This window comes from Bradyrhizobium sp. i1.15.2 (assembly GCF_040548425.1).
Lineage (GTDB): Bacteria > Pseudomonadota > Alphaproteobacteria > Rhizobiales > Xanthobacteraceae > Bradyrhizobium > Bradyrhizobium canariense.
Genome location: NZ_JBEPRQ010000027.1, coordinates 89,838 through 96,855, shown reverse-complemented (window position 1 = coordinate 96,855; position 7,018 = coordinate 89,838). Strand labels below are relative to the sequence as shown.

General features: G+C 64.2%; 8 protein-coding genes. 4 read left to right on the top strand and 4 right to left on the bottom strand.

All coding sequences use genetic code 11. The features are described from left to right. Positions 1 to 97 precede the first annotated feature (97 nt). A complete protein-coding gene (locus tag ABIB80_RS32370; RefSeq protein ID WP_354128973.1) occupies positions 98 to 316 on the bottom strand; it encodes a helix-turn-helix domain-containing protein in 219 nt (72 codons plus the stop codon). Between the two features lie 107 nt (positions 317 to 423). Here ABIB80_RS32370 and ABIB80_RS32365 point away from each other — a divergent pair, with 107 nt between their 5' ends. The 4 genes from ABIB80_RS32365 (at position 424) to ABIB80_RS32350 (ending at position 3,826) form a co-directional block, all read left to right on the top strand. Further along, positions 424 to 1,548 (top strand): ABC transporter substrate-binding protein, encoded by a 1,125-nt coding sequence (locus tag ABIB80_RS32365; RefSeq protein ID WP_354128972.1) that lies wholly within the window; start codon positions 424 to 426, stop codon positions 1,546 to 1,548. 265 nt (positions 1,549 to 1,813) lie between these two features. After that, positions 1,814 to 2,488 (top strand): thiaminase II, encoded by a 675-nt coding sequence (tenA, locus tag ABIB80_RS32360; protein ID WP_007596695.1) that lies wholly within the window; start codon positions 1,814 to 1,816, stop codon positions 2,486 to 2,488. Between the two features lie 129 nt (positions 2,489 to 2,617). After that, positions 2,618 to 3,337: an Xre family toxin-antitoxin system antitoxin gene (locus tag ABIB80_RS32355; RefSeq protein ID WP_007596693.1), complete on the top strand. Its 720-nt coding sequence runs from the start codon at positions 2,618 to 2,620 to the stop codon at positions 3,335 to 3,337. Between the two features lie 9 nt (positions 3,338 to 3,346). Beyond that, positions 3,347 to 3,826 carry an RES family NAD+ phosphorylase gene (locus ABIB80_RS32350; protein ID WP_219683703.1) on the top strand — a complete coding sequence of 160 codons (480 nt, stop codon included), beginning with the start codon at positions 3,347 to 3,349 and terminating at the stop codon, positions 3,824 to 3,826. Here ABIB80_RS32350 and ABIB80_RS32345 read toward each other — a convergent pair. Genes ABIB80_RS32345 through ABIB80_RS32335 form a run of 3 tightly spaced genes read right to left on the bottom strand, consistent with a single transcriptional unit; the run spans position 3,819 to position 6,862 of the window. Continuing rightward, positions 3,819 to 4,763: an AEC family transporter gene (locus tag ABIB80_RS32345; RefSeq protein ID WP_354128971.1), complete on the bottom strand. Its 945-nt coding sequence runs from the start codon at positions 4,761 to 4,763 to the stop codon at positions 3,819 to 3,821. The two genes, ABIB80_RS32350 and ABIB80_RS32345, sit on opposite strands and share 8 nt — an antisense overlap. A gap of 6 nt (positions 4,764 to 4,769) precedes the next feature. After that, positions 4,770 to 5,693, bottom strand: coding sequence for an HpcH/HpaI aldolase/citrate lyase family protein (locus ABIB80_RS32340; RefSeq protein WP_007596690.1), 924 nt, complete (start codon positions 5,691 to 5,693; stop codon positions 4,770 to 4,772). Positions 5,694 to 5,695: 2 nt separating this feature from the next. Then, positions 5,696 to 6,862 carry a CaiB/BaiF CoA transferase family protein gene (locus ABIB80_RS32335; protein WP_007596687.1) on the bottom strand — a complete coding sequence of 389 codons (1,167 nt, stop codon included), beginning with the start codon at positions 6,860 to 6,862 and terminating at the stop codon, positions 5,696 to 5,698. Positions 6,863 to 7,018 lie beyond the last annotated feature (156 nt).

The following is a 7,018-nucleotide window of genomic DNA, read 5'->3' as shown; positions in this document are numbered from 1 at the left end:
GAAGAAAAACAGGTTGAAGTCGCGATTCCAGATTGACCACGCGGCTTGACCGATGCCAGAGAACCAGCCGGCCAGAACGCCTCGCCGCTGGGCGAAATCAAATCGGAAAGGTGGGCGACATCGTCTCGGAATCCACGGGCGACCTCATATCGGTACGCCTGGGCGACTTCGTCGGAATCCGCACCAATCTCCGCTCAAGAGCTTGGATTTGTCGCCCGACCGCCATTCGCGACAGACCAAGCGCCGCGGCTGCCGCCGCCTGACTGCCCAGATCGACGGTTCGAATGAAGGCTTCCAGTTCGGTCAAACGATCCATCAGCGATTGTATCGCTGCCGCGTTACTGTATGTCACAATTTCACGTGATTGTATCAGGCAAGCGCGCGGAATAACTGAGGGAAGCAAAATTCGGAGATCAAAGAGTCATGCAACAGTTCAGCCGTCGCGCCTTTGCGGCAATCTCTCTTGCAGCACCGCTCGTGCTTGCTGCCGCGCGTGCATCGGTCGCCAGACCTCAGTCAGTGCCCCCGGACGTTGAGACGCGCAGCCTGGACGAGCTGCATCGTGCGGCACTCGCGGAAGGCGGAAAGCTTGTGGTGTACGCAGGGGGTGACATTCCGAACGCCTCGGCGGGCCTGGAGCAGGCTTTCAAGAAGCGCTTTCCGGGCATGGACGCCCGCATCATAACAGATCTCAGCAAATTCCATGATGCGCGCATCGACCTGCAACTTGCGCGCGGTCGCCTGGAGGCTGATGTCGCGCACCTGCAGACGCTGCAGGATTTCGAGCGTTGGAAGACACAAGATCAACTCCTCGCCTACAAGCCGCTCGACTGGGACGCCATCGCGCCCGAATATAAGGACCCGGACGCCGCTTTCCACGCAATCAGCGTCGTCGCTTTCAGCAACTCGTTCAATATTGCGCTTGTTCCGGAGGCGGACGCGCCACGCGATGCGCTCGACTATCTCGATCCGAAGCTCAAGGGGCGCATCTGTCTCACTTATCCGCACGATGACGATGCTGTGCTCTATCAGTTCGATCGTATCGTCAACGCCCATGGATGGGAGTACATAGATCGCCTGCTGCAGCAGGACGTATTGTGGGTCCGTGGTACTGTGCCGGCGCGCCTAGCGGTGCAGGAGGGTAAGCGAGCCGCGACCTTCACCGCCTCCGGAGCATTTGCGCCGGCAGCTAATAGCCCGCTACGCTTCGCATTGCCTCGGCACGACGTGTTCCACAGCTGGCCGCAGACAGCGGCAATCTTTCGCGAGGCGCAGCACAAAGCCGCAGCACGGCTTTATCTAAGCTGGATGGCCTCGAAAGATGCCACGATTGCCCGGACCGGCCAGTGGTCGGTGCGTCGCGACGTGCCGGTCCCCGGTGGCTACAAGCCGATTTCGGAGTACAATACGGATCCGCTGCGTTTCCGGCTGTTCATGCAGGATCGGACACGCGTCGAACGGCTGAAGACTCAGTTCGAGGAGATGATCGGGCCTGCACTCGGCCCCAATCCGACTGGAGCCAAAGGCGTGTACCTCGTCGACATCTGAAGGCTCGCCGAGTGGGGCCGCTCCTGCAATCTTCTTTTCGGGTGAAGCGTGGCCGATGCCGAAATGGCAGCTTTGCGCGATCAAACTCTCGGAACGGTGGGTTCGGCATTACGGCGACAGTGCACACAACTCTCGACGCGGGGAGTGCCCCATCCGCAACGCTGCTCAAACCCAGTTTGTCCGCCGTCACCGTAGCTCCCCGGTTCGCAATGCGCTATCGGTAGCAAACTAAGGGCGTTCATGGACAGCAGGCCGGGCAGACATCGTGAGTTTCTTCGAGCGTCTCAAGACAGAAGCATCCGTTGAGTGGCGGGCCTACACCGAGCATCCCTTCACGAACGGATTGGCAGACGGCTCGCTCCCCGAAGCGGCGTTTCGTCACTACCTCGTTCAGGACTATTTGTTCCTCATCGAGTTTGCTCGCGCCTACGCGCTCGCGGTCTACAAGTCGCCAAAACTCGCCGACATGCGTGAAGCAGCGGCCGGACTTTCGGCCATCCTCGATGTCGAGATGAACCTCCACGTGAAGCTCTGTGCCGATTGGGGTCTATCGCCGACCGATCTTGAACATGCTCCTCCGGCGGCCGAGATGCTGGCCTATACACGCTACGTGCTCGACGCGGGAATGCGCGGCGATCTGCTGGCACTCAAGGTGGCGCTTGCCCCCTGCGTGATCGGGTACGCGGAGATCGCAACGCGGCTCGCCTCGCGACCCCTCGCGGACGCCGCGACGAACGCCTATCGCGTTTGGATCGCCGAGTACGCCGGCGCGCCGTACCAGGAGGTCGCTGCCAAAGCGCGGGCGCATATGGAGCATCTCGCCGATCTCTACGCCACGCCGGCGCGAGAGGCAGAACTGATTGCGATCTTCAAGGAAGCCACCAGACTCGAGGCAGACTTCTGGGAGATGGCCTGGCGTGAGGGCCAGCGTGTTCAATAGCCCTTTCAGGCATTGTCTGAGCTTCCCGGCATGAGGTCGCGAGAGCACCGCCGCGCTTGAATCCGGCAGCCCATGCGCTTAAATGCCACTTGGCTGTATTTTTTAGGCGTTTGGCATTACGGCGGACCAATGGCAAAGAACGAGCGGACTGGCAAAGGCGTTGGTTCAACTTCCCGCGGGCTTCGTGCCCCCGGCTCGCTGACCAACAAACAGATCAAGACGATCGCGGCGGCAGCCCTGACCCAGCGACCTGACCGCAAGCCATCATCGAAGCCGACGCACAAATCTCCTCCCGACAAATCGCGCGGGGGGGCGGCAATTGAACGCTTGTTCGCCTCCGAGCAGGACCACACCTATCAACCGCAAGCCGGCGCCATTGTCGTGCAGGGGCATTTCGATGCGGTCACGGGGCTCTCCACCGTCACCGACGCGCCTTCGCTCGGGCTGGGCAGGGGCGGGACGGATGAATCGCAGCCGTCGGCCGAGCTGTTCAATGTCGTTATCGACGCCAACAGCCTGTTTCGCATCGAACCTGCCGCGCTCAAGCGCCTCGCCAATTACAGCGACGACGAAATTCACGCGCTTGTCGTGCCGAAGCGCACACTGGCGCGGCGGCTGTCGGAGGGCGAGCCGCTGACGGTCGAGGAGACCGACAAAGCCGTGCGGCTGGCGCGGGTTGACCGATTGGCCGCCAACGTGTTCGGCGAGCCTGCGAAGGCGCACCGCTGGTTGCGCAAGCCCAAGAAGTTGCTTCGCGGGGAAACGCCACTTGCTTACCTCGCGACGGAGGCGGGCGCGCGCGTCGTCGAAGAGATGCTGCACCGGATCGATCACGGCATCCTTGCGTAAGGATTTGGCGTGAGGATCTGGCGGATCTCCAACTTCGACGATCTGTCTGGCGTGGGCGGCCTCAAGGCCGACGGCCGCTGGCATGATCGCGGCCGGCACGCGGTCTACGCAGCGGATCATCCGGCGTCGGCACTGCTCGAAGTGATGGTGCATCTTGAAATCGATTTCGAGGACCTGCCGACGAGCTACCAACTGCTCGGCATCGACGTGCCGGACGACCTCGCCGTCGAGACGGTGAGCCGGGCCGACATCGAGAGTATATCGCCGGATTGGGCTGACGATCCCAGGGTGAGCCGCGACGTGTTGCGGACCTGGTTCACTGAGGTGCGCACGGCGATGGTGTCGGTGCCATCGGTCATCGTGCCATTCGCGCAAAACTACCTCATCAATCCCAGGCACAAGGACGCGGCGCGCATCCGCGTGGCGCATGTCGCGCGCTATCCCCATGACCTCAGGCTGTTCGGCCAATGGCCGGCCAACGCTACCTAACCCCCGCCACCACCCACACCACCACCGGCAACGTCACCGCCGCCAGCAGCGTCCCCAGCGCCACCGCGCCCGATACCGGGTTCACCAGCCGCTGATACTGAACCGCGAAGATGTACGCATTCGCGCCGGTCGGCATCGCCGCGAACAGCACGACGACGCCGGCCGCGAGCGGCGGCAGGTCGAGCAGCTTTGCCAGCACGAAGGCGGCCGCCGGCATCGCCAGCAGTTTGAGCGCGCTCATGGCGAGGATGCCGAGCTTCTCGCCCTTGACCTCGAAACGAAAGAGATTGATGCCGAGCGCGATCAGGGCAGCGGGCGATCCCGCCTGCGCCGAGAGCTCGACGGTCCGGTCGACGACCGGATGCAGGCCGAGGCCGGTGAGGCGCCAGACGAGGCCGAAGCCGATCGCGAGCATGATCGGGTTGCGGGAGAGATCGCGCAGCACCGGCAGGATCAGCGATGCGGCCGAGGCGGTCTGCTTGCGGTCGACCAGCTCCATCTGCAGCGTGCCGCAGAGCCAGAGCAGCGGCGTGTTCACCGACAGGATCAGCGCCATCGGGCCCGCGGCCTCATTGCCCAGCGCCGAGAGCGTCAGCGGAATGCCGAGCATGACGATGTTGCCGTAGACCGAGCCGATCGCGAACACGACGCCGTCCTCGCGGTCCTCGCGCCGCTTCCGCAGCAGCGCCGAGAGGATGAGCGCCGCGATCCAGGTCAGCGCGAGCGCGCCGTAATAGGCGCCCCACATCCGCCACGGGCTGACGCCGGAGAATTCCGAGACGACGATGGTGCGGAACAGCAGGGCGGGAATGGCGATGCTGAAGGCGAATTCGGAGATGCCCTTATGCGCGGTCTCGGAGACGAAGCGAAACAACACCGCGGCATAGCCGGCCGCGATCAGCGCAAACACCGGCGCGACGATCAGCACGGTGGCCATGCGCGGCTACGACCCCATCTCGATGATCCGGCGCGCCATGCGCACATTGGCATAGTCGATCATCTTGCCGTCGAGCGTCACCGCGCCCTGGCCCTGCGCCTCGGCCTGCTCCATGGCCTCGACCACCCGCCGCGCGTGCGCGAGCTCGGTTTCGGAGGGGACGAACGCCCGCAGCGTGGGCTCGATCTGGTCGGGATGGATCACCTGCTTGCCGTCAAAACCCATCGCCGCCGCCTTGAGCGCGCTGCTTTCGGTCAGTCTGGCGTCCCGGAACGCGCCGCAAGGGCCGTCGATGGCGCGCAGGCCGAACGCGCGCGCGGCCACCAGCAGGCGCATCATCGGATAGGCGAACAGATCGAGCGGGGCGTAGGCATAGCCGCTCTCGGCGGAGCCGACGTGGCGATAGCCGTCCGGCGACGCGCCGATTTCCGAGGAGCGGGCCCCGATCGACGCCGCGAAATCGCCGACACCGAGATGAAGGGCGGCGACGCTGTCGTGCGCGGCGGCGAGCGCGTCGACATTGACGAGACCCAGCGCGGTCTCGATCAGCAGTTCGAGGGCCACAGGCGAGGGGCGACCAGGCGCGGCCGCGCGCAGCTGATCGGCAATGGCGGCGATGTCGCTCGCGCGCTCCGCCTTCGGCACGATCACCGAATCCAGCCGGGGCAGCGCAGCGAGCTTACGGATCTCCTGCGCGATGAAGGGGCTGTCGACGGCGTTGAGCCTGACAGCGACGACCTTGCTGCCCCAATCCAGAGAAGATAACGACCCCGCAGCTTCCTCCAGCGCCGCGCTCTTCTCGGACGGCGGCACCGCGTCTTCGAGATCCATGAACACCGCGTCCGCGGCCGAGCCAGCAGCCTTGGCGACGAGACGGGAGCGATGCGCGGGAACGGCCAGATAGACCCGCGTCGGCCGCTGAGGGGCCATCGTCATGTCTCCTTTGCGAGATCGAGCTCGCTGAGGATGGATTGGTTGTGCTGCCCGACGTCAGGCACCGCATCCATCCGAGGCGACAGGCCGGGAATGGTGAGAGCCGGCAGGAAGCTCATCACCGGGCCGCGCGGAGATCCCACCGTTTGCACCCGGGAGCGGGCGCGGAGCTGCTCGTGCTCCAGGAACGCCTCGACCGAATTCAGATGCGCATTGGCGATCGAGGCCTCGTCGAGCAGCCGCAGCACCTCGTCACTGGTCATCGCGGCAAAACGCTGCTCGATATGGACCTGCAGATCGTCCCTGTTCTGCATGCGCAGCGGATTGGTGCGGAAGCGGGGGTGGTCGGCAAAGGCGGCATCGCCAAGCACGATGGCGCACAGCGATCGCCATTCCCGGTCGTTCTGGATGCCGAAGAAGATCGTGTTGCCGTCGCCGACGCGGAAAGGGCCATACGGCGCTATCGTGGCGTGCTTGGCCCCGGTTCGCGGCAGCGGCCGGCCTGTACTTGCCGTGTAGAAGGCGGGATAGCTCATCCAGTCCGTAATGGAATCGAACAGCGAGGCCTGGAAGGCGGTGCCCTTGCCGGTGCGCTCGCGGCGATACAGCGCCATCAGCACGCCGTTGAGGATGTACATGCCGGTGGCGATATCGACCACCGAAAGCCCGACCTTGGCAGGCTCCGCCTCGGTGCCGTTGATGGCGAGGACGCCGGCCTCGCACTGCACCAGGAGATCGTAGGCCTTCTTGTCGCTGTAGGGTCCGCCCGCGCCATAGCCCGAAACGTCGCAGGCGATGATGCGGGGAAATTTCCGCAGCAGCGATGCGGCATCGAGGCCGAGCCGCTCCGCCGCGCCGGGCGCCAGGTTCTGGATGAAGACGTCGGCCTGCGGCAGCAGGGCGTCGAGCACCTCCTGGCCTTCGGGGCTTTTGATGTCGATGGCGAGGCTCTCCTTCGACCGGTTGGTCCAGACGAACTGGCTCGACATCCCGTTCATCACGTGATCGTAGTCGCGGCAGAAATCGTCATCGCCCGGCCGTTCGATCTTGATGACGCGCGCGCCCCAGTCCGCAAGATGCCGGCTGGCAAGAGGAGCCGCAATCGCCTGCTCGAGCGAGACCACCGTCACGCCGGACAGCGGCAGCTCCGCCTCACTTCGCTCCATGCAATCGTCTCCGCTCCCGCTCACGCTTTTGTCCAGCGCAGGAGACAAGCCGACCACCCCACGCACGTTCTGTGATGATGGCATCATGCTCCTGTTTTGCCCGACGAGTCAAATCTAATTTCGTAAAATCCGCAAATCGCGATCCGCAAAGTTCAA